Origin of the sequence: Streptomyces panacea, from assembly GCF_040560175.1 — a bacterium.
Lineage (GTDB): Bacteria > Actinomycetota > Actinomycetes > Streptomycetales > Streptomycetaceae > Streptomyces > Streptomyces panacea.
Map to the genome: position 1 here is coordinate 19,515 of NZ_JARJHW010000020.1, position 20,096 is coordinate 39,610.

Consider the following 20,096-nt stretch of genomic DNA (forward strand, 5'->3'; position numbering starts at 1 on the left):
CGGGAGCTCAACCCACCGCCGTGGCGCGGCGCATGCAGACCCGGGGCCAGTGGTCGAGGCCGTACGCGGCCTCGGCGCGTCTGATCTCCCGCAGGCCGTCGGTGAGTTCGTCCTCCGCGAGGGTGCGGAAGCCGAGCCGGGTGTAGTACGGCGCGTTCCACGGCACCTCCGCGAAGGTGGTCAGGGTGAGCCCCGCCAGCCCGGCGTTCGCCGCCCGTCCGGCCAGATGCTCGATGAGGGCGCGGCCCACCCCGTGCCCCGACGCCGTGGGGTGGACGGAGACCTGCTCGATATGGGCGGCGCCGTCGATCTCGTCGTAGATCAGGTACGCGACCGGGTGGCCCGTGTCGTCCTCGGTCACCCAGGCGTGGCCATCGCGGAGATAGCGGTCGAGGAGATCGATGGCCGGGGGTTCGTCGTCGGCGATCGCGGCCATGCCGACGGCGCGGAAGGGTTCACCGGCGGCCCTCTCGATGTTCTGGAGATGGGGAAGATCGGCGGGGACCGCGGGGCGGATTCGCATGGAGAAAGTATGCCCGCGCGGGTACGCGCGCGGTCCGGGATTCGGTCAGGCGCGTGAGCGGTCCAGTTCGTCCGCCGGGCCGTTGACCGGTTGCGGGGTGCCCGTCGGGTCCAGGACGAAGAGCGGCACCCCGAGGTCGTCGGCGCGCTCGCGCGCCTCGTCCGCGTAACCGGCCAGGGAGAAGAAGGCGCTGGCCGCCGACTCGCTCAGCGCGTTGAGCCACAGGCACTCCACGGCGCGCAGATCGGCGGGGCGCGCGCCCGGGTCGACCTGGGCGACGAGCCCGGGACCGCGCAGATCGACACCGGCCTCCGTCTCCCCTTCGCACCGGACGACGTCCCGGAAGCCGATCCCGCGCAGATAGAGCGCGGCGGCGTGCACGGCGTCGCGCTTCGTGCCCACCGTCACGGGCCTGACCGGCACCCGCAGCACCGCCCCGCACGGACAGCCCAGCTCCGGCTGCGGCCACTGGTCCCGCCGTCCGCACCCGGGGCAGCCGACGGTCACCCACTCGTCGTCCCAGGACCGGCGCACCACGCGGGTGGCCGGCGCGCCCGCGACCAGGGGCGCCGAGACGGCCGAGCCGCAGGGGCAGGGGTAGGCGGGCGCCGTGAACCGATGGTCGTGTCCGCAGTCGGGACAACGGACAGTGACGCTCTCTCCCACCTTCGGCGCCCCCTTCCGCCGCCCATCGTCCATCAACGGACGGGCGTTGGGGAGGGTCTTCGGCCATCCCTTGACGCCGTAGGGAAGGCACTTTAGATTTGATTCCACATAGCAGAACATGAATTCCGCATCGTGGAAATGAAGGAATCGACGGAATCGAAGCTCTCAGGTGGCGCGACAGAGCCCGAGTCCACCAGGCTGAAGCAGGAGCACCCCATGCCTCGTATGACCGCTGCCCGAGCGGCAGTTGAGATCCTCAAGCGCGAAGGCGTCACCGACGCGTTCGGTGTGCCGGGCGCGGCGATCAACCCCTTCTACAAGGCCCTCGAACAGGCCGGCGGCATCGACCACACGCTCGCCCGCCATGTGGAGGGCGCCTCCCACATGGCCGAGGGCTACACCCGTACGTCCCCCGGCAACATCGGGGTCTGTGTCGGTACGTCGGGTCCGGCCGGCACCGACATGATCACCGGCCTGTACTCCGCGATCGGTGACTCCATCCCGATCCTGTGCATCACCGGCCAGGCCCCGGTCGCGGTGATCCACAAGGAGGACTTCCAGGCCGTCGACATCGCGTCCATCGCCAGGCCCGTCACCAAGGCGGCCACCACCGTCCTGGAGGCCGCGCAGGTCCCCGGTGTCTTCCAGCAGGCCTTCCACCTGATGCGCTCCGGCCGTCCCGGCCCGGTCCTCATCGACCTGCCGATCGATGTGCAGCTGACCGAGATCGAGTTCGACATCGAGACGTACGAGCCGCTGCCGGTCTACAAGCCGTCCGCGACCCGCGCGCAGATCGCCAAGGCGCTCACCATGCTGGCCGCCTCCGAGCGCCCGCTGATCGTCGCCGGCGGCGGGGTCATCAACGCCGACGCGTCCGAACTGCTCGTGGAATTCGCCGAGTTGACGGGAACGCCGGTCGTCCCGACCCTGATGGGCTGGGGCACCATCGCCGACGACCACGACCTCAACGCGGGCATGGTCGGCATCCAGACCTCGCACCGCTACGGCAACGAGACGTTCCTGGCCTCGGACTTCGTCCTCGGCATCGGCAACCGCTGGGCCAACCGCCATACCGGCGCGCTCGACGTCTACACGGCGGGCCGCACGTTCGTCCACGTCGACATCGAGCCCACCCAGATCGGCAAGATCTTCGCGCCGGACTACGGGATCGCCTCGGACGCCAAGGACGCGCTGAGACTCTTCGTGGAGGTGGCGAAGGAGCTGAAGGCGGCGGGCGGGCTGCCCGACCGCACGGAGTGGATCGAATCGGTGCTGGCGCGCAAGGGCACCCTGCACCGCAGGACGCACTTCGACAACGTGCCGCTGAAGCCGCAGCGCGTGTACGAGGAGATGAACCGCGCCTTCGGCCCCGACACCCGGTACGTGACCACCATCGGTCTCTCGCAGATCGCCGGCGCGCAGATGCTGCACGTCTACAGGCCGCGCCACTGGATCAACTGCGGCCAGGCGGGACCGCTCGGCTGGACGATCCCGGCCGCGCTCGGGGTCGCGAAGGCAGACCCGGACACGACGGTGGTCGCGCTCTCCGGCGACTACGACTTCCAGTTCATGCTCGAAGAGCTGGCGGTCGGGGCGCAGCACAGGATCGGTTACGTCCATGTGCTGGTGAACAACGCCTACTTGGGGCTCATCCGGCAGGCGCAGCGCAATCTCGACATCAACTTCCAGGTCAACCTGGAGTTCGAGAACCTCAACTCACCGGAGCTGGGCGTCTACGGGGTCGACCACGTCAAGGTCGTCGAGGGCCTGGGCTGCAAGGCGATCCGGGTCACCGAGCCCGACCAGCTGCTGCCGGCCCTCGAGCAGGCGAAGAAGATGGCGGCGGAGTACCGCGTGCCGGTGGTGGTCGAGGCCATCCTGGAGCGGGTCACCAACATCTCGATGGGCGTGCGGATCGACAAGGTGAACGAGTGGGAGGAGCTCGCCACCGAGCCCGGTCACGCGCCGACGGAGATCAAGCCGCTGGTCTGACAGGGCGGTTGAGCCCATGGCCCCCCGCCCGGGAATCCGGTGCGGGGGGCCGCTCCCGTACGCGCTGTCCTGGGCGGTGTCGTACGTACGGAGCGACACCGGCCGCAGCGGCAGCCGCAGCCGCCGTACTCGCCGACGGCGGTCGGGACGAGGAGCGCGACAGCACGCATCGCTCCAGTGTGCGGAGCCGGTGACATCGCATCAGAGCCCGGCCGAGGAATCGGCCGGGCTCTGATGCGGGGCAGCGGGAAGGGTGGAGACCGTCCGACGGTGCGAGGCCGGCGCGACTGGACATTCGCACCGCCGGACGGCGTTCGACGGAGCCTCAGGAGAGGCTGTGGGACCGTGGCGACGGCGACGGGGAGCGCCGGCCGGCCTTCCTTCATGTCAGGAAGGCGAACGTCGCTCCCCTCACCACCGCACTGGCTCGCGCGCCGCCACGGTCCCGGGGATGTCCCTCCCGCCGGCCACCCCTCACGAGGGCAGACGGGAGGGACGGCTGTCGGCCGCCGTCGGCGGCTGTCGTCGTCGCTCAGTCCTCCCGCGGCGCGCGGACGGCGGGGAGTGGTTCCCGGGCTGCGGCGGCACCTGGGCGCGACAGGACAGGTGTCAGCGCCGCCGCAACCCGGAGATCGTGGGGCCGGTCAGGCCGGTCAGGCCGGTCGGGCCGGTCGGGCCGGTCGGGTCGGTCGGGTCGGTCGGGCCGGTCCGCTGGGACCTCGCCGGTCAGACCTGGTCGCCGGAGAGCCGCTCGACGCCACGCAGCAGCGCCGAGTGGTCGAGACCGCCGTCACCCTGCGCGCGCAGTGACGCCACCAGCTGCGCGACGACCGCGCCGACCGGAAGCGCGGCGCCGACGTTGCGGGCGGCGTCGGTGACGATGCCCATGTCCTTGTGGTGCAGGTCGATCCGGAAGCCCGGCCCGAAGTCGCGGTTGATGAAGTTGTCCTTCTTGCGGGTCAGGACGGTCGAGCCGGCCAGACCACCGCCCAGGACGTCGAGCGCGGCGGTCAGGTCCACGCCGGACTTCTCCAGGAAGACCACGGCCTCGGCGCACGCCTGGATGTTGACGGCGACGATCAGCTGATTGGCCGCCTTCACCGTCTGACCGGCGCCGTGCGGACCACACAGGACGATGGTCCTGCCCAGCACGTCGAAGACCGGCCTGGCCTGATCGAAGTCGGCCTGCTCGCCACCGACCATGATCGAGAGAACCGCCTCGACGGCCCCCGCCTCACCGCCGGACACCGGCGCATCGAGTACCCGGACGCCCTTCTCCCGGCCGGCCTCGGCCAGATCGATCGACGTCTGTGGGGTGATCGACGACATGTCGATCAGGAGGGCGCCCTTCGCGGCGTTCGCCAGGATGCCGTCCTCGCCGTAGGCGATGGCCTCGACCTGGGGAGAGGCGGGCACCATCGTGATGATGACGTCGGCTCCCTTGACGGCCTCGGCGATCGAGGGCGCCACCGAGCCGCCGCCGGCCGCCAGCCGGTCCAGCTTCTCCCGCTCCAGCGTGAAGCCGGTCACGGAGTATCCGGCCTTGATCAGATTCTCGGCCATGGGGGACCCCATGATGCCGAGGCCGATCCATGCCACCTTGGGAAGTGTGCTCATCGGGGGTGCCTCTCTCGCATACGTGTGCGTCCTGTTCAGGGCGGGCCGGGTCGGGCCGGGGCGTGGCGGGCCGTTCGGAAGGCCGGACGGCCTGGCGGCCTGGCGGGTGTCGGGGCTCAGCGCGCGGCGCGCGCGTCGCCGGGCAGCCACGCGAAGGACTCGGCGCTCGGGCGGTCGCCGGGCTTGTACTCAAGGCCGACCCAGCCCTCGTAACCGGCCTTGCGCAGCCGGTCGAGCAGGTCCGTCAGCGGGAGCGTGCCGGTGCCGGGCGCGCCGCGTCCGGGGTTGTCGGCGATCTGCACATGACCGGTCTTGTCGGCGTACGTGTCGATGACCTCGCTCAGCGCCTCGGCGTCCAGGCCGTTCATCGACAGGTGGTAGATGTCGAGGAGGAACGCGGCGTTACCGAGCCCCGTGGCCGCGTTGACCCGGTCCACGACATCGATCGCGGACTCGGCGCTCACCAGCGGATAGTGCGGGGACTCCGGCCTGTTGAGCGCCTCGATCAGCAGGGTCGCCCCGATCCGGTCGGCCGCGCGCGCGGCGAGCACCAGATTCTCCAGGGCGAGTTCGTCCTGCGCCCGCGGGTCGACGCCTTCGACGCGGTTCCCGTACAGCGCGTTGAGCGCCTTGCAGCCCACCGAGGCCGCGAAGCCGGCCGCCACGTCGATGTTCGCGCGGAAGCGCTCCGACTCCTCGCCGGGCAGCGAGAGCGCGCCGCGGTCGGGGCCGGGCAGTTGGCCGGCGTAGAAGTTCAGTCCCACGAGCTGGGTGCCCGCGTCGCCGAGGGCCTTCTTCAGGGCGTCGAGTTCGGCCCGCGGCGGAGTGGGGGTCTCGGTCCAGGGCCACCACAGCTCCACCGCGGTGAAGCCCGCCGCGGCGGCTGCCGCGGGGCGCTCCAGGAGCGGGAGCTCGGTGTAGAGGATCGACAGGTTCACATCGAAGCGCTGCTCGGAGCCGGGCTTGTTCGTGAAGGGGGCCATGAGGGGTTCTGCGCTCCTTCCGTATCGCGGAAGTTAGTTTCTGCTTAATGGAAGATTGCCTGGGATTCGGGAGGGCTGTCAAGAGGGCGGCCCCGATTTCGGGCAAGGGTCCGCCTTTCGCGCAGTAGGTTGTGCGCGTGCGACTGAGAGTGGAATTCACGACCGAACCGTTCGACCTGGACGAGGCGCCCGGCCACGCCGTGGTGGCCCGCGAGGTCATCCAGGCGGCCGAACTGGACGCCGTGGACGTCGGACCGTTCGGCAACACCGCCGAGGGCGGCGCCGACGCCGTCATCTCGGCCGTCGACGCCCTGCTCCGCCGCTCCCTGGAGGCCGGTGCCACCCGCGTCTCGCTCCAGGTGAACGTGATCGCGGAGGACGAGCGGTGACCGGGGCGTCCGGTGTGCCCGACCATCCGCTGCTCGCGGCGGTGAAGCCGCTCGTCGACGCGATGGGCGCGGAGACCGTACGGCCCGACCAGGCCCGGCCCGACGACGTCGTCCTGAGCTGGGAGGGCGAGGACGTCGTCGCCGTACGCCTCCCGCAGCTCTCCGAATCGCTCGACCACATCCTCGTCGCGCTGGAGCGCCGGCACGGCATGCCCCTGTCGGAACTGGACCGCAAGGCCAAGCAGTCGGTGGTGCGGTCGCTGGAGGCGCGCGGGGCATTCTCCGTACGGCACGGAGTGGAGACCGTCGCCGGCGCGCTCGGGGTCAGCCGGTTCACCGTCTACAACTATCTGAACCGGTCGGAGACGAGCTGACCCGGAGGGCCGGTCCGGACGGGGCGGTCCGGACGAGCCGGTCGGGTCGGTCCGGTCGGGGCGGGTCGCCGGGGCGTCCGCCCGAAAGAATTCAACAAAGTGTTGACGTGATGTTCGTGAAGGCGTTAGCTGTCCCGCAGCCCGTCAAGCACAGCCCCCACGGAGGCTCCCGTGACGACCGACCCGCCACCGGGCCTCACCCGGTTCAACACGTCCCCCGCCAGCGCGGCGCTCGCCGCACTGCACGAGGTGTGCGCCAGTACGGCCTGGGGGAGCGAACTGCTCGCCCACCGGCCGTACGCCACCGCCGAAGCCCTCTTCGCCGCCAGTGACAGCACGACGGCCGAACTGACCGCCGAGGATCTGGCGGAGGCGATGGCGGGGCACCCGCCCATCGGCCGGCCGAAGCCGGGCGACCCGGCCTCCGCCCGCGAACAGCGGGGCATGGCCGGGGCGTCCGACGAACTCAAGGCGGAACTGCTCGACCTGAACCTGGCCTACCAGGACCGGTTCGGACACGTCTTCCTGATCTGCGCCACCGGCAGGACCGGTGAGCAGATGCGGGACGCGGTCCGCATACGGATCGGCAACTCGCCCGAACAGGAGCGGGCCGTCGTCCGCACCGAGCTGGGCAAGATCAACCGCATCCGGCTGACCCGCCTCGTAGAGGAAGACCCGCTGAAGTAGGGGAGTGAACCCTTGAGCACGCAAACCACCGCGTCGGTGTCCACGCACATCCTGGACACGAGTGTCGGCCGCCCCGCCGAGTCCGTCGTCGTCTCGCTCTCCGCCCGTGGCGGTGGCCGCGAGCCGTGGGTGGTACTGGGCCGGTCGGCGACCGACGCCGACGGGCGGTGCAAGGACCTGCCGGCGCTGCCGGAGGGAACGACCCACGTACGGCTCGACTTCGAGACCGAGGCGTACTTCCACGGCCGGACCGACGGCCGGACCGACGGCCGGACCCACAGCCAGAAGCAAGCCGAGGCACAGCAGGATGCCCCCGCGCTACGGGACAGCGGTGCGTTCTTTCCGGAAGTGGCGATCACCTTCGCCGTCACTCCCGGCGAGCACTTCCATGTACCGCTGCTGCTCAACCCGTTCGGCTACTCCGTATACCGAGGGAGCTAGCAGATGCCGACCATTCTCGGCCAGAACCAGTACGGCAAAGCGGAGAACCGCGTCGTCAGAATCACCCGGGACGGCGACACCCACCACATCAAGGACCTGAACGTCTCCGTCGCCCTCTCCGGCGACATGGAGGAGGTCCACTACTCCGGCTCCAACGCCAACGTCCTGCCGACCGACACCACCAAGAACACGGTGTACGCGTTCGCCAAGGAGCACGGCATCGAGTCCGCCGAGCAGTTCGGTATCCATCTCGCCCGGCACTTCGTCACCAGCCAGGGCCCGATCCACCGGGCACGGATCCGGATCGAGGAGTACGCCTGGGAGCGCATCGCGGTCTCCGGCGCCGGCTCCGAGGCCGGCGGCGCCGAAGAGACCAGGCACTCCTTCGTACGCAAGGGCCAGGAGACCCGGGTCTCGCAGATCACCTTCGACGGCGGGAAGTGGGAGATCATCTCCGGCCTCAAGGACCTGACGGTGCTGAACTCGACCAACTCCGAGTTCTGGGGCTACGTCAAGGACAAGTACACGACCCTGCGCGAGGCGTACGACCGCATACTCGCCACCGACGTGACCGCCAGATGGCGCTACAACTGGACCGACGACGCGGAGCGGATGCCCGACTGGGAGAAGTCCTACGAGCAGGCGCGCGAGCACCTGCTCCAGGCCTTCGCCGAGACGTACTCGCTCTCGCTCCAGCAGACGCTCTACCAAATGGGCTCGCGGATCATCGACAGCCGCAGCGAGATCGACGAGATCCGGTTCTCCCTCCCCAACAACCACCACTTCCTGGTCGACCTCGAACCGTTCGAGCTGAAGAACGACAACGAGGTGTACTTCGCCGCCGACCGTCCGTACGGCCTCATCGAGGCAACCGTGCTGCGCGACGGCGCCGAACCGCGGATCCCGCTCGACATGACCAACCTGTAGCACCACCTCGCCGTACCCCCGACGTGCGCGCCGGCGTCAAGTCCCCTCAGAAGGGGGCGAGATGGGGGAGGAGCGGGGGCATCTGCGCACCGGCAGAACCGCGGATCCGTCTCTCACCCCGCTCGACCCCCGGATCCGTCCATCCAATGGGAAGAACGAGGACCCGCCATGGCGGCTTCGCGCATCGTCATCGAGAACTGTGCCATCGCGACAGTGGACGCGAACGACACCGAGTACGCCTCCGGGCACGTCGTCGTCGCGGACAACCTCATCGAATCGGTGGGCGCCGGCCGCGCCCCCGCCGGGCTGGAGAACGTCGTACGGCGTGTCGACGGCACCGGCCATCTCGTCACCCCCGGCCTGGTCAACACCCACCACCACTTCTACCAGTGGATCACCCGCGGTCTGGCCACCGATCACAACCTGTTCGACTGGCTGGTGGCGCTCTACCCGACGTGGGCGCGCATCGACGAGTCCATGGCGCGCGCCGCCGCCCAGGGCTCACTGGCGATGATGGCGCGCGGCGGGGTCACCACCGCGATGGACCACCACTACGTGTACCCGCGCGGCTCCGGCGATCTGTCCGGCGCCATCATCGGGGCCGCGTCGGAGACGGGCGTACGTTTCACGCTCGCCCGCGGGTCCATGGACCGCGGCCAGTCGGACGGCGGCCTGCCGCCGGACTTCGCCGTCGAGTCGCTGGACGGCGCGCTCGCCGCCACCGAGGCGACCGTCGACCAGTACCACGACGCCTCGTTCGACGCGATGACCCAGATCGCCGTCGCACCGTGCTCGCCGTTCTCGGTCTCCACCGAACTGATGCGTCAGGGAGCCGAGTTGGCGCGCCGCAAGGGCGTACGGCTGCATACCCACGGCAGCGAGACCGTCGAGGAGGAGCAGTTCTGCAAGGAGCTGTTCGGGATGGGCCCGACCGACTACTTCGAGTCGACGGGCTGGCTCGGCTCCGACGTATGGATGGCCCATTGCGTCCATATGAACGACTCGGACATCACCGCCTTCGCCCGCACGGGCACGGGCGTCGCGCACTGCCCGTCCTCCAACGCCCGTCTCGCGGCCGGAATCGCGCGCGTACCCGACATGCTGAAGGCGGGCGTCCCCGTCGGCCTCGGCGTGGACGGCACCGCGTCCAACGAATCGGGCGAACTGCACACCGAGTTGCGCAACGCGCTGCTCATCAACCGCCTCGGTGCCCACCGGGAGTCCGCCCTGACGGCCCGTCAGGCGCTCCGGCTCGGCACCTACGGTGGCGCCCAAGTCCTCGGCCGCGCGGACCAGATCGGCTCGATCGAGACCGGGAAGCTCGCCGACCTGGTGCTGTGGAAGCTGGACACCCTGGCCCACTCCACCATCGCCGACCCGGTCATCGCCCTGATCCTCGGGGCCGCCGCGCCCGTCACGCTCTCCCTCGTCAACGGCCACACCGTCGTCGAGGACAACCACCTCACCACGGTGGACGAGGACGCCATCGCCCGCTCCACGCGGATCGAGGCGCGGCGCCTCGCGCGGATCACGGCGGCGGGCTGACGCCTCTCACGGGCCTGACCGGTCCGGCCGCAGAACTTCCGGGAAGTCCGGTCGAGGGGGACGGCCCTCGACCGGCGGCCATGGGGCCCGAGCGGGGTTCCTGGCAGCCGCGTCCGGGTGGCGGCGTACCGCACGACGGTGCGCCGCCACCCGGGACGGTGACTCGTGTACGTATCGCGGGCTCGTCGCTCCGCATGCCACCACCCGCATGATCCCCGCGTCGGACGTCCCTTGTCCGACGTCGCCCGTCGCACGTCCGACGTCCGACGTGCGAGTCCCGCGTCGCCCGTCCCTTGTCCGACGTCCCGACGTCCCGACGTCCAGACCGCCCGACGTCCCGCATCCCCAGCACCTCCCTGATACCCGCGTCGCCGCCGACGCGTAACCGACCGGAGGAACACCCGTGGCCGCCAAGCCCAGGTTTCGCAAAGACCTACCCGCCTCCGACGCGATACCGGACGAGATACCGGACGCACTACCCGACCGGGAGCGAAGGCATCCGGTCGACGAGACGCTGCCGCCCTTCAAGATGTTCACCAGCGGCCTGCAGCACGTGGCCGCCATGTACGCGGGCGTGGTGGCGCCGCCGATGATCGTCGGGCCCGCCGTGGGCCTGAACGCCCGCGACACCGCGTTCCTCATGGGCGCCAGCCTCTTCACCGCCGGCATAGCCACCCTGCTCCAGACCCTCGGCTTCTGGACGGTCGGCGCGCGTCTGCCGTTCGTCAACGGCGTCTCGTTCGCCGGTGTGACGCCGATGGTCGCCATCGGGCGGGAGCGCGGCGCCGAGGGCATCACCGTCATCTTCGGCGCGATCATCGTCGCCGGCGTGCTCGGATTCGTCCTCACGCCGTACTTCTCCAAACTGGTGCGGTTCTTCCCGCCCGTCGTCACCGGCACCGTCATCACCCTGATCGGTGTCTCACTGCTCCCGGTGGCCTTCAACTGGTCCCAGGGCGGCGATGCCACGGCCGACGGCTACGGCTCCATGAGGAACATCGGGATGGCCGGCCTCACCCTGCTGATCGTGCTGGTCCTGCGCAAGGTGCTGCGCGGCTTCCTCCAGCAGATCGCCATCCTGCTCGGCCTGGTCGTCGGCACCGTCGTGGCGATCCCGATGAACATGACGAACTTCGACGCGATCAGGGACGCGGATCTCGTCGGCTTCCCGACGCCGTTCCACTTCGGGGCGCCGCAGTTCGAGATCGCGGCGATCATCTCCATGTGCGTCGTGATGCTCGTCTGCATGACGGAGTCGACCGCCGACATGCTGGCGCTCGGCAAGATCGTGGACCGGCCGGCGGACGAGCGCGTCATCGAGGGCGGACTGCGCGCCGACACGCTGGGCAGCGCCATCAGCCCGCTATTCAACGGCTTCATGTGCAGCGCGTTCGCCCAGAACATCGGGCTGGTCGCCATGACCAAGGTCCGCAGCCGCTTCGTCGTCGCGGCGGGCGGCGGCATCCTCATTCTGCTGGGCCTGTGCCCGGTACTGGCATCGGTGATCGCACTCGTACCGCTGCCGGTCCTCGGCGGCGCCGGCATCGTGCTCTTCGGCTCGGTCGCGGCGAGCGGCATCCAGACGCTGGCGACCGCTGCCCTGGAGAAGGGCGAGAACGCGCTGATCGTGGCCGCCGCCGTCGGCATCGGCCTGATACCGATCGCGGCGCCGGAGTTCTACCACGCCTTCCCGAAGGACCTGTTGGTGGTGCTCGACTCCGGGATCAGTACGGGGTGTGTGGTGGCGATCGTGCTGAACCTGGCGTTCAACCACTGGGGTGGGAAAGGGACTTCGGAGGCGACGGAGCCGACGGAGGCGACGGAGCCGACGGAGGCCGGGGCCGCTGCCGTTGTCGCTGCCGAAGTCGGCAGGGCGCCGACTCCCCCGGGACAGCACTGAGGGTCGGTCGGCGTCGGTGCGGCAGCGTGCCGCACCGACGCCGAGGGTCTCGCGGGGGGACGGATCAGCCGATGTGGAAGTCCTGCCCGTACACCTTCCAGTCGAGCGGCGGGTCCAGGCTCAGATTGCCCGCGTCGAGGAACACCCGCTGCGCCGTGTCCACCCGGCTGGTGTCCTCGTGCGCCGCCTCCTGCTTCATCGCCCAGACCCGGGCGTCGAGGAAGGCGTTCAGGTACGCGGTCTCGTCGCCGCCCTCCGACGGAGGCCGCGCCTCGTTCAACGCCCGCCGGCGGATACCGCTGAAGCTGACGTCGGAGCCCCCGTCGCCGTGCATGACGATGGCGTCGTAGTAGGCGAACTGCCCGAGCGTGCCGATGCCGTCCTCCTTGCCGCGGTTCACCGCCGGGTTGAAGTAGACGCGGTCGCGCTCGTCGTTCTGCGCGGTCTGGAACGCTGGGTCCCGGGCCGCCTCCTGCCAGGCGTCGGTGTAGCCGGGGTCGAGTCCTTCGTGCGAGTCCGTGCCGTCGACGGCACGCAGCGCGGGCAGGTAGGGGGCGAGGGGGTTGTCAGGCTCGCGCTCGGTGTAGAGCTCGACCAGGTCCAGCATGTCGCTGGTGCCGGAGCAGAAGCCGATGATGCCGGCGGTGTAGCCGCGGCCGTCGCCGATGTCCTCGATGTAGCCGTACTGACCTTTCCAGTCGAGTGAGGAGTTCTCGGCGCTGGAGACCAGCCGCATCGCGATCTCCTTCTTCGCCGGGTCGTCCAGGCCGGGGGCGGCGACGGCTGCCGCGCCTGTCGCCGCCGTGGCGCCGGCCCTGTCCGCTCCGGGCGACGCGTGGGCGACGGCCGTGACGGGTCCGGCGACGAGGACGAGACCGAGCAGGACGCGGGGAACGAGTCCGAATGTGCGAGTGCGGGCATGGGTGCGGGCGTGGGGGGTTGGCACCGGACCTCCATGGGGGGGCTGTTGGAAACCGACCGGTTCGGTTTCTGTTAGGAAGCTTTCCTACCGAAGGTTGGCGGTGACGTACACCCATGGCGCGTCAAAGAAATCGACGATGCGCGGGGGAACGGGCCCGGCGCATACTGCCGGGATGCCTCTGAGCCTGCATCACATCGTCGTCGACACGCACGATCTGCCCGGCCTCGCCCGCTTCTGGGCGGCTGCGCTGCGCTGGCGGGTGCTGTCCGAACGCGAACGGGAGGTGGTCATCGGGCCCGACGAGTCCGCACCGGTCGGCATGTGCTTCATGCCGGTGCCCGCGACGGAGCGCAAGACCGTCAAGAACCGCCTCCACCTCGACCTGACGACGGTCGCGGAGGACCGCGAGGCCGAGATCGACCGTCTGATCACGCTCGGCGCCCGGCGCGTCGACGTCGGACAGACCGGCGAGGAGTCATGGACGGTGCTGGCGGACCCGGAGGGGAACGAGTTCTGCGTGGTGCGCCCGAAGCGGACGCTGATCGAGTGAGAGGGGTGGGGCGGGCGATGCGGGCGATACGGGTGAGGCGGCGGCTTCGGCCGGCCGCCGGCTCAGCCCCGGTCGATGCGGTAACTGTCCCCGTACACCTTCCACTTGAGTGGCGGTTCGAGATCCAGATTCCCCGCGTCGAGGAAGACGCGCTGAGCGGTCTCGACACGGCTGGTGTCCGAGTGCGACGCTTCGCGGCGCATCGCGTCGACGCGGGCGTCGAGGAAGGCGTTCAGATACGCGGTCTCGTCCCCGCCCTTCGCCGGTGACCCGGCCTTCTTCAGGGCCTGTTGGCGCATCGTACGGACGCCGACCGAGCCGCGCGCGTCGCGGAAGCCGTGCATCACGTACGCGTCGTAATAGATGAACTGCCCCAGCGCGCCCAGCCCGTCGCCCTTCGCCGCGTCCACGGCGGGGTCGAAGTAGATCCGGTCACGCTCGGCGTCCTGCGTCTTCCTGAACACCGGATCGCCGGCCGCCTCACGCCACGCGGTGGTGAACGCGGTGCCGAGCCCGTCGTGCGATTCACCGCCCTTGACCGCGCGGAGCGCCGGGAGGAAGGGCTCCAGCACATTGCCGTCCGGCCGGGCCGCCACGTAACGCTCGACCACCTTAAGCAGATCGCCGCAGCCGGTGCAGAAGCCGACGATGCCGGCGGTGTAGCCGCGGCCGTCGCCGATGTCCTCGATGTAGCGGTACTGGGCCTTCCAGTCGAGCGAGGAGTTCTCGGCGCTGGAGACCAGCCGCATCGCGATCTCCTTCTTCGCCGGGTCGTCCAGCGCCGTCGCGGCGCCCTTCCCCGCGGCCGTGTCCTTCCCCGCGGCGGCGGTGCACGCCGTGCCCGCGCACAGGGTGGCGAGAGCCAGCAGCAGTGCGAGCAGCGGTCGGCGGAGCGCGTACGGCATGAAGCGGCCTTTCCTCACGGCCCGGGGTCCGGCCCGGCCCGGCCCGGGTCACGACCCCAGTCAACAGCCCCGGCGCCCCGGACGCACAGGCGGTCCACCGGCGGCGGCCGGGCCGGCGGCGTTGTCAGAGGCTCGTGCCAGGATTCTCTCCATGGATCTCGCACAGATTTTCGCCGACCTCGACGCGCAGCCGTGGGCGGAACGGGAGCACGCCTATGGAAGCGCCGACGATCTCCCCGACCAACTCCGGGCGTTGGCGAGCGACGACGCCGAGGAGTCGGAAGAGGCGCTGTACGAGCTCTACGGAAACATCGTCCACCAGGGGTCGGTGTACGAGGCGACGGCGCACGCCGTGCCGTATCCCGCCCGGCTGGCCGCGGCCGGGATCAGGCCGGCCGACATGCTTCTGCTGCTCGGCTGCATCGCCGAGAGCGAGGACGAGCGGAGTGACACACCCGGCGCGTGCCGGGCGGCCGTGGCCGCCCAACTGCCCCTGATACTCCCGCTGATCGAGTCGCCCGACACCTCTGTACGGCAGGCGGCGGTCTGGGCGGCGGCCAGGACCGGCGCGGCGGAGCAGGTGCTTCCCGTGCTGCGACGGTGCTGGGAGGGCGAGTTGGACCCGGTGGTACGGGCGGAGGTGCTCGCCGGGACGGTGTTGCTCGACCCGGCGGGTGCGCGGGAGTTCGAGACGGCCGTGCTCGGGACACCGGGGGACGACGGGGAAGGGGGCGGGGACGGCGCGGAGGGCGCGCCGGTGCGACTGGCCGCCCTGCTGGCCTGTGTGGACGCGGACCTGCCGTGGACGGCGGCCCATCACGACACGCTCATCTCCCTGCTGCCCCTTGAGCCGCTGGTCGCGAGCCGGTTCGACATGGAGCAGAACGAGCCCCTGCGATATGTGGTCGAGGGGCTGCTGGACCGGGACACGGACGAGGCGAGGGAGGCCGCGTTCACACTGGCCGACGCCGGGCTGCGCCATCCGGACGCCGACGCGCGCGGCGAGGCCGTCTCGGCGGCCGAGCACGCCTGCGAGGTCTCCCGCGCCGCACCGGCCCGCCTCGCCGGACCGTTGGCCGCGCTGCTGGGCGATCCTTCGTCGGCGAGCCCCGCGCTCTCGGTCGTCAGGCAGCTCGGTGCGTACGCGGCACCCGCCGTCCCCGCGCTCACGGCCCTCGCCACCGAGGGCGGCGAGCTGGCCGACCGCGCGCTGGCGGCACTGGTCGGGGTGGTCCCGGAGACGGCGGCCCCGCTGCTGGCCGCCGACCTGTCACAGCGGCCGAAGGCGCTCGACGCGGCGGCGAAGACGCGCCCCGGGGGATGGGACGGGGCCGCCCGCGAAGGGGACCCTGACCCGTTCCCGTGCGTGCCGGAGCTGCTGGACGCCGTCCGGGCCCGGCTGGCGGACAGCGACATCGCGTGGAACGAGTCGATCCACCTCGGCCTGCTCCTGGCCGGCTGGGGACAACGCGCGGCACCGGCCGTACCGGACCTGCTGGCGGCGCTGGACCGCTACCCCTTCGTCGTACTGCGCGCCCTGCCCGCCATCTGTCCCCCGGAGGAACGGGACCGCGTGGCGGCGGCGCTGCACGCCGCGGACCTCACCGAGCAGAGCCCGCTCGACGTGGGATCGGCGCTGCACCGGCTCACGGGGGAGACCGGACCGCTGGTGAAGGCCGTCACCGAAGCGCTGGTCTCCGGCGACCGGGACGTGGCCGACGCGGCGAAACTCGCGGGGGAGCTGGGCGGTTCGGAGGCGTCGGCCCTGCTGCCGTATCTGCGTGCCGCGCTGAGCGACACGGCTCGCAAGCCGCGGGGCTCCTCCGAGGAGGGGCGTACGAATCCCCGCCTCGACGGCGACACCGAGATCGCCCGCGCGCTGTGGCGGCTCACAGGCAGTGCGGACGAAGCCCTGCCCATTCTCGCCGGAGTTCTGGAGGAGGCCGACGGGGACTGGACCCGCTGGCAGAACGTCCGCGCGGCCGGGGCGGCGGGCGCGCTCGGCGAGCTGGGCCGCCCGCTCGCCCCGCTCCTGGCACGCAAACTGGACCACCCCGACCACGCGGCGGCAGCGGCACTCGCCCTCCTCACCGTCGACCCCACGGGCCAGGACCACACCCGGCTGGCGGACGCGGCCCTGACATCCGCCGAGACCAACGCGGACCCGCAATCGGCGCTGGACTTCCTACGGGCCTTCGGCGCAAGGAACTTGACGGCCCATCAGCTCACTCGGCTGACCGACTTGGCGGAACGTGACGCCCACGTCTTCATACCCGGCTTCTCCCAGGACCCGGTCCGCGCGGACGCCCGCTTCCGCGAGGAGGCGCGAGCGCTGCTGCGCGAATCGGAGAACCCGGCGCGGGGCGTGTCCGCGACGTAGCGCCGTCCGCGCGACTGCGCGTTACTCCCCGGGCCGCCAGTCCGGCCGACGCCCGCTCAGCCCGATGACCCGGTCGAGCAGCGGCGCGTCGGCCGGCTGGCGCACCGGCGGGCCGAACAGCCCCTCCGGTGCCTCGCCCGCCTCCGCGCTCGCCGCCGCCGGTTCGAGGAACGCCAGCGTCGCCTCCAGGCTCGCCGGGTCGGCCTCGTACGCCTGCCCGGTGCCGCGTGCCAGGTCCCAGCCGTGCACGACCAGCTCGTTCAGCGCCACGAGCCCCGCCACCTGGGCCGGCAGATCCACGCCACCGGCCCGGGTGAAGCCCTGCCACGCCTCGGGCGAACGCCAGACCTCGACGAGCCCGTCCATCTGCGTCAGCAGCGCGGCCCGCCACCCGTCCTCCAACTGCGGCAGTCCCCCGGTCGGCGGCGTGTCGGTCGTCGGCCCCAGCGCCTTCGTCCCGGCATCCCGGAAGGCGACGGTCAGCCCGACCAGATGCGCGAGCAGCTCCCGCACGGTGTAGTCGGGACAGGGCGTGGGCGCCGCGAGCTGCTTCTCGTCGATGCCGTCGATACCGTCGAGCAGCCCGGCGATGCTGCGACAGGCGGGTCCGTGGTCGGGCAGTTGCGTATCCGTATCGGTGTCCATGAGAGGTAGACCCGCTCGATCACCGAAACTCATCGCCGCACGGCACCTCTCTTGTCCTACGGCGGCGGCGCGGTGGCCGGACGGAGACCGGCCACCCAGGTCCTCCTGCCGGCGCCGAGCACGCGAAGGCGGTGTGCGCGTTCCCCGCCCGTGAGTGGGAGGCAGCCGCCGAGTGAGCCCTCAGGGCGTCGTACCGCGCCCCAGATACGTCACCTCGTCCGCGTCCGCCCCCGGCACGGTGATCTCGTAGAACCCCACCCGGTCGTAGAAGGCCCGCGCCCCGGTGTTCGCGGTCAGCATCGACAGATGCACGGCGCCCACCCCCTTGCCACGCAGCGCGTCGAGAAGCGCGAGAATCAGCGCCCTGCCGTGCCCCTGCCCCTGCCGATCCGGCAGCAGATCGATGTGCAAGTGCGCCGGATGATCCGCGAGTTCGGGCAGCACCATCCGCTCGGGATCGTGCAGCAGGCCCGCCATGACGTCGCTCGGAGTACGCGTTCCCACGCCCTCACCCGGCGCCGGATAGCGCTCCCCCACGACGGGCAGCCAGTCCCGCCGGAAGGCCTTCACGAAGCGAGGAGTGTCCTCGACCCCCAGGACATACCCGACGGCCCGCCCCTCCCCGTCGTCCAGCACGAAGGCCAGCTCCGGCTCCAACTCCAGATACGGCGCGGCGAAGACACTGGGCACCAGCTCACTGTCCGGGTACAGATGCCGCGAGTCCCCACCGGCGTCGGCGGTCCGCACACAGATGTCGAACACCGCGGGGCGGTCGCCGGGGCGATACGGACGAATGAAGGCCATACCGCGATTGTGACCCGCTTGAGAGCGCTCTCGCAATGGCGCTCCGGCCCCGGCGCGGGGATGCGCCGGGGCCGGAGGCGTGGGGCGTGGGGCGTGTCGACCGTGGTTGTCAGCCGCGGAGTTGTTCGTAGGCCGGGAGCGTCAGGAAGTCCTCGTAGGTCTCGTCCAGCGCCACCGTCAGCAGCAGGTCGTGGGCCTGTTGCCAGGTGCCCGCCGTGAACGACTCCTCGCCGATCTCCGTGCGGATCGCGGCCAGTTCCGCCGCCGCGATCTCGCGGACCAGGTCGGCGGTGGCCGTCTCGCCGTTCTCGAAGACCACTCCCGCGTTGATCCACTGCCAGATCTGGGAGCGGGAGATCTCCGCCGTCGCCGCGTCCTCCATCAGGTTGAAGATGGCGACCGCGCCGAGGCCGCGCAGCCACGCCTCGATGTAGCGGATGCCGACCTGGACCGCGCCGATCAGGCCCTGGTAGGTGGGCTTGGCGTCGAGGGAGTCGATCGCGATCAGTTCGGGTGCCGTCACCGAGACGTCCTCGCGCAGGCGGTCCTTCTGGTTGGGGCGCTCGCCCAGCACGGCGTCGAAGGACGCCATCGCGATCGGGACCAGATCGGGGTGGGCGACCCAGGAGCCGTCGAAGCCGTCCGCCGCCTCGCGGTCCTTGTCGTCCTTGACCTTCGCGAAGGCGACCTTGTTGACCTCGGGGTCGCGTCGCGAGGGGATGAAGGCCGCCATGCCGCCGATGGCGTGCGCGCCGCGCTTGTGGCAGGTGCGGACGAGGAGTTCGGTGTACGCGCGCATGAACGGGGCCGTCATCGTGACCGCGTTGCGGTCAGGCAGGACGAACTTGGGGCCGCCGTCCCGGAAGTTCTTGACGATCGAGAAGAGATAGTCCCAGCGGCCGGCGTTCAACCCGGAGGCGTGGTCGCGGAGTTCGTACAGGATCTCGTCCATCTCGTACGCCGCTGTGATCGTCTCGATCAGTACGGTCGCGCGGACCGTGCCCTGCGGGATGCCCACGTACTCCTGGGCGAAGACGAACACGTCGTTCCAGAGCCGCGCTTCCAGGTGCGACTCGGTCTTCGGCAGGTAGAAGTACGGGCCCTTGCCCAGCTCGATGAGCCGCTCGGCGTTGTGGAAGAAGTACAGCCCGAAGTCGACCAGTGCGCCCGGGACCGCACCGGCCTCGGAGCGGAGGTGGCGCTCGTCCAGATGCCAGCCGCGCGGGCGCATGACGACCGTCGCGAGTTCGCCGGCGGCCTTGAGCGCGTACGACTTGCCGGACGCCGGGTCGGTGAAGTCGACCTCGCGCGCGTAGGCGTCCATCAGATTGAGCTGGCCGGTGATGACGTTCTCCCAGGTGGGAGCCGAAGCGTCCTCGAAGTCCGCCAACCAGATCTTCGCGCCGGAGTTGAGCGCGTTGATCGTCATCTTCCGGTCGGTGGGCCCGGTGATCTCCACCCGGCGGTCGTTCAGCGCTGCCGGGGACGGCGCGACGCGCCAGGAGTCGTCCTCGCGTACGGCCGCGGTCTCGGGCAGGAAGTCCAGCCTCGACGTACGGGCGATCTCCGTACGCCGCTCGCCCCTGCGGACCAGGAGCTCGTCACGCCGGGGGGTGAACCGGCGGTGCAGTTCGGCCACGAAGGCGAGAGCCGCGTCGGTGAGGGCCTCGTCCTGCCGGGGCAGGGTGTCGGCATCGACGACGGCCAGCGGGGACGGCGCTGGTGCGGACATGGGCTGTCACTCCTTCGACGGGCGGCCCTCGGCGACCGCCGGGTCACCGTGGGAGGCACTGGGTGCCGGGACGCCGTGCTGTGGTCGCGGGCGCCTTCCGGGGGGTCGGGCGCT

The 20,096-nt window shown here is 70.8% G+C and carries 19 protein-coding genes; 10 read left to right on the plus strand and 9 right to left on the minus strand.

Annotated features, from left to right (window positions below):
• Window positions 1-7 precede the first annotated feature (7 nt).
• Entirely contained in the window at window positions 8-523 is a 516-nt protein-coding gene (locus tag P3L51_RS07635; RefSeq protein WP_354604313.1) for a GNAT family N-acetyltransferase, read from the minus strand.
• Window positions 524-568: 45 nt separating this feature from the next.
• On the minus strand, window positions 569-1,222 hold the full coding sequence (locus P3L51_RS07640; protein WP_354604351.1) for a hypothetical protein: 654 nt from the start codon (window positions 1,220-1,222) through the stop codon (window positions 569-571).
• Window positions 1,223-1,405: 183 nt separating this feature from the next.
• Between P3L51_RS07640 and gcl the strand changes: the two genes are divergently transcribed.
• Window positions 1,406-3,181 carry a glyoxylate carboligase gene (gcl, locus tag P3L51_RS07645; protein WP_354604314.1) on the plus strand — a complete coding sequence of 592 codons (1,776 nt, stop codon included), beginning with the start codon at window positions 1,406-1,408 and terminating at the stop codon, window positions 3,179-3,181.
• Between the two features lie 726 nt (window positions 3,182-3,907).
• Here the strand turns inward: gcl and P3L51_RS07650 are convergent.
• Together P3L51_RS07650 and P3L51_RS07655 are read right to left on the minus strand one after the other, a co-directional pair.
• Window positions 3,908-4,798: a 2-hydroxy-3-oxopropionate reductase gene (locus P3L51_RS07650; RefSeq protein WP_354604315.1), complete on the minus strand. Its 891-nt coding sequence runs from the start codon at window positions 4,796-4,798 to the stop codon at window positions 3,908-3,910.
• 116 nt (window positions 4,799-4,914) lie between these two features.
• The gene (locus tag P3L51_RS07655; RefSeq protein ID WP_354604316.1) at window positions 4,915-5,781 is read right to left on the minus strand and encodes a TIM barrel protein; all 867 of its coding nucleotides are present in this window, start codon (window positions 5,779-5,781) and stop codon (window positions 4,915-4,917) included.
• A gap of 137 nt (window positions 5,782-5,918) precedes the next feature.
• Here P3L51_RS07655 and P3L51_RS07660 point away from each other — a divergent pair, with 137 nt between their 5' ends.
• The 7 genes from P3L51_RS07660 to P3L51_RS07690 all read left to right on the plus strand — a co-directional run bounded on the left by P3L51_RS07660 (window position 5,919) and on the right by P3L51_RS07690 (window position 12,044).
• Window positions 5,919-6,170, plus strand: coding sequence for a YkoF family thiamine-binding protein (locus P3L51_RS07660; protein WP_164253454.1), 252 nt, complete (start codon window positions 5,919-5,921; stop codon window positions 6,168-6,170).
• Window positions 6,171-6,232: 62 nt separating this feature from the next.
• Window positions 6,233-6,544, plus strand: coding sequence for a helix-turn-helix domain-containing protein (locus P3L51_RS07665; RefSeq protein WP_354604352.1), 312 nt, complete (start codon window positions 6,233-6,235; stop codon window positions 6,542-6,544).
• A gap of 171 nt (window positions 6,545-6,715) precedes the next feature.
• On the plus strand, window positions 6,716-7,231 hold the full coding sequence (gene uraD / locus P3L51_RS07670; protein WP_354604317.1) for a 2-oxo-4-hydroxy-4-carboxy-5-ureidoimidazoline decarboxylase: 516 nt from the start codon (window positions 6,716-6,718) through the stop codon (window positions 7,229-7,231).
• Window positions 7,232-7,243: 12 nt separating this feature from the next.
• The gene (gene uraH, locus P3L51_RS07675; protein ID WP_354604318.1) at window positions 7,244-7,672 is read left to right on the plus strand and encodes a hydroxyisourate hydrolase; all 429 of its coding nucleotides are present in this window, start codon (window positions 7,244-7,246) and stop codon (window positions 7,670-7,672) included.
• A 3-nt stretch (window positions 7,673-7,675) separates the two neighbouring features.
• Entirely contained in the window at window positions 7,676-8,599 is a 924-nt protein-coding gene (pucL, locus tag P3L51_RS07680) for a factor-independent urate hydroxylase (RefSeq protein ID WP_354604319.1), read from the plus strand.
• A gap of 168 nt (window positions 8,600-8,767) precedes the next feature.
• Window positions 8,768-10,144 carry an 8-oxoguanine deaminase gene (locus P3L51_RS07685; protein WP_354604320.1) on the plus strand — a complete coding sequence of 459 codons (1,377 nt, stop codon included), beginning with the start codon at window positions 8,768-8,770 and terminating at the stop codon, window positions 10,142-10,144.
• Window positions 10,145-10,595: 451 nt separating this feature from the next.
• Window positions 10,596-12,044: a nucleobase:cation symporter-2 family protein gene (locus P3L51_RS07690; protein WP_435594402.1), complete on the plus strand. Its 1,449-nt coding sequence runs from the start codon at window positions 10,596-10,598 to the stop codon at window positions 12,042-12,044.
• 64 nt (window positions 12,045-12,108) lie between these two features.
• Here P3L51_RS07690 and P3L51_RS07695 read toward each other — a convergent pair whose 3' ends face one another.
• Window positions 12,109-12,990 carry a chitosanase gene (locus P3L51_RS07695; RefSeq protein WP_354604321.1) on the minus strand — a complete coding sequence of 294 codons (882 nt, stop codon included), beginning with the start codon at window positions 12,988-12,990 and terminating at the stop codon, window positions 12,109-12,111.
• 148 nt (window positions 12,991-13,138) lie between these two features.
• Here P3L51_RS07695 and P3L51_RS07700 point away from each other — a divergent pair, with 148 nt between their 5' ends.
• A complete protein-coding gene (locus P3L51_RS07700; RefSeq protein WP_354604322.1) occupies window positions 13,139-13,516 on the plus strand; it encodes a VOC family protein in 378 nt (125 codons plus the stop codon).
• 62 nt (window positions 13,517-13,578) lie between these two features.
• Here P3L51_RS07700 and P3L51_RS07705 read toward each other — a convergent pair whose 3' ends face one another.
• The gene (locus P3L51_RS07705; protein WP_354604323.1) at window positions 13,579-14,421 is read right to left on the minus strand and encodes a chitosanase; all 843 of its coding nucleotides are present in this window, start codon (window positions 14,419-14,421) and stop codon (window positions 13,579-13,581) included.
• 151 nt (window positions 14,422-14,572) lie between these two features.
• On the opposite strand from P3L51_RS07705, the gene P3L51_RS07710 reads away from it, so the two are divergent.
• On the plus strand, window positions 14,573-16,801 hold the full coding sequence (locus P3L51_RS07710) for a HEAT repeat domain-containing protein (RefSeq protein WP_354604324.1): 2,229 nt from the start codon (window positions 14,573-14,575) through the stop codon (window positions 16,799-16,801).
• Window positions 16,802-16,822: 21 nt separating this feature from the next.
• On the opposite strand, the gene P3L51_RS07715 is transcribed toward P3L51_RS07710, so the two are convergent.
• The 3 genes from P3L51_RS07715 to aceB form a co-directional block, all read right to left on the minus strand.
• On the minus strand, window positions 16,823-17,446 hold the full coding sequence (locus P3L51_RS07715) for a TIGR03086 family metal-binding protein (protein ID WP_354604325.1): 624 nt from the start codon (window positions 17,444-17,446) through the stop codon (window positions 16,823-16,825).
• Window positions 17,447-17,626: 180 nt separating this feature from the next.
• Window positions 17,627-18,250, minus strand: a complete 624-nt coding sequence (locus P3L51_RS07720) for a GNAT family N-acetyltransferase (RefSeq protein ID WP_354604326.1) — start codon at window positions 18,248-18,250, stop codon at window positions 17,627-17,629.
• A gap of 109 nt (window positions 18,251-18,359) precedes the next feature.
• Complete coding sequence (aceB, locus tag P3L51_RS07725) at window positions 18,360-19,982, minus strand: malate synthase A (RefSeq protein WP_354604327.1); 1,623 nt, start codon at window positions 19,980-19,982, stop codon at window positions 18,360-18,362.
• Window positions 19,983-20,096 lie beyond the last annotated feature (114 nt).

Excerpts from the sequence above, each read along its gene's own strand:
- P3L51_RS07635 (WP_354604313.1), bottom strand. The coding sequence starts at position 523 with ATGCGAATCCGCCCCGCGGTCCCCGCCGATCTTCCCCATCTCCAGAAC.
- P3L51_RS07640 (WP_354604351.1), bottom strand. The coding sequence starts at position 1,222 with ATGGACGATGGGCGGCGGAAGGGGGCGCCGAAGGTGGGAGAGAGCGTC.
- gcl (WP_354604314.1), top strand. The coding sequence starts at position 1,406 with ATGCCTCGTATGACCGCTGCCCGAGCGGCAGTTGAGATCCTCAAGCGC.
- P3L51_RS07650 (WP_354604315.1), bottom strand. The coding sequence starts at position 4,798 with ATGAGCACACTTCCCAAGGTGGCATGGATCGGCCTCGGCATCATGGGG.
- P3L51_RS07655 (WP_354604316.1), bottom strand. The coding sequence starts at position 5,781 with ATGGCCCCCTTCACGAACAAGCCCGGCTCCGAGCAGCGCTTCGATGTG.
- P3L51_RS07665 (WP_354604352.1), top strand. The coding sequence starts at position 6,233 with ATGGGCGCGGAGACCGTACGGCCCGACCAGGCCCGGCCCGACGACGTC.
- pucL (WP_354604319.1), top strand. The coding sequence starts at position 7,676 with ATGCCGACCATTCTCGGCCAGAACCAGTACGGCAAAGCGGAGAACCGC.
- P3L51_RS07685 (WP_354604320.1), top strand. The coding sequence starts at position 8,768 with ATGGCGGCTTCGCGCATCGTCATCGAGAACTGTGCCATCGCGACAGTG.
- P3L51_RS07700 (WP_354604322.1), top strand. The coding sequence starts at position 13,139 with ATGCCTCTGAGCCTGCATCACATCGTCGTCGACACGCACGATCTGCCC.
- P3L51_RS07705 (WP_354604323.1), bottom strand. The coding sequence starts at position 14,421 with ATGCCGTACGCGCTCCGCCGACCGCTGCTCGCACTGCTGCTGGCTCTC.
- P3L51_RS07710 (WP_354604324.1), top strand. The coding sequence starts at position 14,573 with ATGGATCTCGCACAGATTTTCGCCGACCTCGACGCGCAGCCGTGGGCG.
- P3L51_RS07715 (WP_354604325.1), bottom strand. The coding sequence starts at position 17,446 with ATGGACACCGATACGGATACGCAACTGCCCGACCACGGACCCGCCTGT.
- P3L51_RS07720 (WP_354604326.1), bottom strand. The coding sequence starts at position 18,250 with ATGGCCTTCATTCGTCCGTATCGCCCCGGCGACCGCCCCGCGGTGTTC.
- aceB (WP_354604327.1), bottom strand. The coding sequence starts at position 19,982 with ATGTCCGCACCAGCGCCGTCCCCGCTGGCCGTCGTCGATGCCGACACC.